Genomic DNA, 2,537 nt, shown 5'->3' with positions numbered 1-2,537 from the left:
CGGCGATCGCGCAGGGAGCGCGGCGGTAGGCTGACAGGATGACCGGAACCGATCCCGAGCCTCGCGGATCGTTCTTCGACGCCCTCCGACGGCGCACGGTTTCGAGCGATCTCCAGCCCGCGGTTCCCGCGGCACTGCGCCAGACCACGGCGTACACGTGGCGGCTGCTCGTCATCGCCGCGGCCGTCGGCGTCGTCATCTGGGTCGTCATCCAGCTGAAGCTGCTCGTGATCCCTCTCCTGGTCGCGATCCTCGTCACGGCGCTCGTCTGGCCGGCGTTCTCGTTCCTGCAGCGTCACCGCTGGCCCAAGTGGCTCGCCATCGTCGTCACGGTGCTCGGGACCATCGCGATCATCTCGGGCCTCGTCTGGCTCGCTGTCTGGCAGATCTCGCGCGAGTTCGCCTCGGTCCAGAACCGCACGGTGCTCGCGGTCGAGCAGTTCCGCCAATACCTCATCGACGGCCCCCTGCATCTGAGCGCCCAGCAGATCGACGACGGGCTGACCCAGGCGGGAACTTTCCTGCAACAGCAGGCGGAACTCCTGTGGACCGGTGCCCTCGCCATCGGTACGACTCTCGGCCACGTCGGCACCGGGGTGCTGCTGACGCTCTTCATCCTGCTGTGCCTGCTCGCCGACGGTGGCGGCATCTGGCGCTGGACCACGCGCCTGTTCCCGCGCGTCGCGCGCCCGGCCGTCGACGGCGCGGGCCGGGCCGGATGGCGCACGGTCAAGAGCTACGCGCGCACGCAGCTGCTCGTCGCGACGATCGACGCGATCGGTATCGGCCTCGGCGCCTTCCTTCTCGGTGTGCCGCTGTCGATCCCGATCGGGGTGCTGGTCTTCCTCGGGGCGTTCATCCCGTTCGTCGGAGCCGTGGCCACCGGCGCCCTCGCCGTGTTCATCGCGCTCGTCTACAACGGCCCGCTCATCGCGCTGTTCATGCTCATCGTCGTCCTGGGTGTGCAGCAGGTCGAGAGTCACATCCTCCAGCCGATTCTCATGGGCTCGGCCGTGAAGGTGCACCCGCTCGCCGTCGTCCTGGTCGTCGCCGGCGGAGCCATGATCGGCGGGATCGCCGGTGCGCTGTTCGCCGTGCCCCTCGCGGCGTTCGTCAACGTGGTCGCGGTTTACCTCAGTTCCAAGGCCTGGGAGCACGAGGGCCAGCCACTGGCGTCTCGCGATCTCATCTGGCAGACCGTCCCGCGCGAGCGCGGAAGGAGATCATGAACGACACTCCCACCCTGGCCGAGTTCGAGGATGCCGCGCATGCTCTGCGCGGCATCATCACGCGGACTCCGCTCGACGAGTCGCTGCACCTCACCGAGCTGCTCGGCGTTCCCGTCAACCTCAAGCTCGAGAACCTGCAACGGACCGGCTCGTTCAAGATCCGCGGCGCCACCTACCGTCTGTCGCGTCTGACGGCGGAGGAGCGCGCGCGCGGAGTCGTCGCCGCGTCCGCCGGCAATCACGCGCAGGGCGTCGCGCTGGCGGCCCAGCAGCTCGGGATCCCCGCGACGATCTTCATGCCGCTGGGCGTCCCCGTGCCGAAGCTGCTGGCCACGCGCGGGTACGGTGCCGAGGTGATCCTCGAGGGCGCCACCGTCGAGACGCCACTGCGCCTTGCAGCCGAGTTCGCCGAGCGCACCGGGGCCGTGCTGATCCACCCGTTCGACCACCGCGACATCATCGTCGGGCAGGGCACGCTCGGGCTCGAGCTCGTCGAAGACATGCCCGACCTCGAGACGATCATCGTGGGTATCGGCGGGGGAGGGCTGGCGGCCGGCGTCGCCGCGGCGGTCAAGGCCCGCGCCGCGGCGGAGGGTCGCGAGGTGCGCATCATCGGCGTGCAGGCGCACAACTCCGCCGCGTACCCGTCGTCGCTCGCCGCCGGGTACCCGATGCAGGTCGAGACGACCCCGACGATCGCCGACGGCATCGCTGTCGCGCGTCCCGGCGATCTGCCGTTCGAACTCATCCGGCAGTACATCGACGAGGTCGTCACCGTCACCGAGGACGACATCGCGCGCGCTCTGCTCGTGCTCCTCGAGCGGGCGAAGCAGGTCGTCGAGCCCGCAGGAGCCGTCGGGGTCGCCGCGATCCTCGCCGGCAAGATCCAGGCGACCGGACCGACCGTGACGATCCTGTCCGGAGGGAACATCGACCCCCTGCTGCTGCAGCGCGTCGTGGCGCACGGTCTCTCGGCATCCGGTCGATACATGTCGCTGCGGATCCCCTTGCCCGACCGTCCCGGCCAGCTCGCGCGCGTCTCGGAGCTTCTCGCGCAGGTGGGCGCGAACGTCATCGAGGTGCTCCACACGCGCCACGGACAGGGCCTGCAGATCAGCGAGGTGATCCTGCAGCTGAGCGTTGAGACCCGTGGAGCCGAGCACCGCGCGCTGGTGATCCAGACGCTCGAAGACGCCGGCTTCATCGCCACGGTCGTCCCCGACTGAGGCTACCCGGGGTTTGGGGCGCGTTCTGCCGTTTGGGGCGGGGGATTTCGCGCCCCAAATGGCAAAATCCGCCCCAAACCGG

At 69.6% G+C, this 2,537-nt stretch carries 2 protein-coding genes; both read left to right on the top strand.

From position 1 onward, the window contains the following. Positions 1 to 38: 38 nt before the first annotated feature. Positions 39 to 1,229 (top strand): AI-2E family transporter, encoded by a 1,191-nt coding sequence (locus tag P2P98_RS05205; protein ID WP_275797846.1) that lies wholly within the window; start codon positions 39 to 41, stop codon positions 1,227 to 1,229. Continuing rightward, positions 1,226 to 2,455, top strand: a complete 1,230-nt coding sequence (gene ilvA / locus P2P98_RS05200; protein ID WP_275797844.1) for a threonine ammonia-lyase — start codon at positions 1,226 to 1,228, stop codon at positions 2,453 to 2,455. Before P2P98_RS05205 ends, ilvA begins: the two co-directional genes overlap by 4 nt. Positions 2,456 to 2,537: the final 82 nt, after the last annotated feature.

Source organism: Microbacterium sp. Kw_RZR3 (assembly GCF_029222405.1).
Taxonomy (GTDB): Bacteria; Actinomycetota; Actinomycetes; order Actinomycetales; family Microbacteriaceae; genus Microbacterium.
The sequence above is the reverse complement of the archived record's forward strand: the minus strand, read 5'-3'. Positions and strand labels throughout refer to the sequence as shown.

Bases quoted from the DNA above. Each gene is read 5' to 3' on its own strand.
- P2P98_RS05205 (WP_275797846.1), top strand. From the start codon at position 39: ATGACCGGAACCGATCCCGAGCCTCGCGGATCGTTCTTCGACGCCCTC.
- ilvA (WP_275797844.1), top strand. From the start codon at position 1,226: ATGAACGACACTCCCACCCTGGCCGAGTTCGAGGATGCCGCGCATGCT.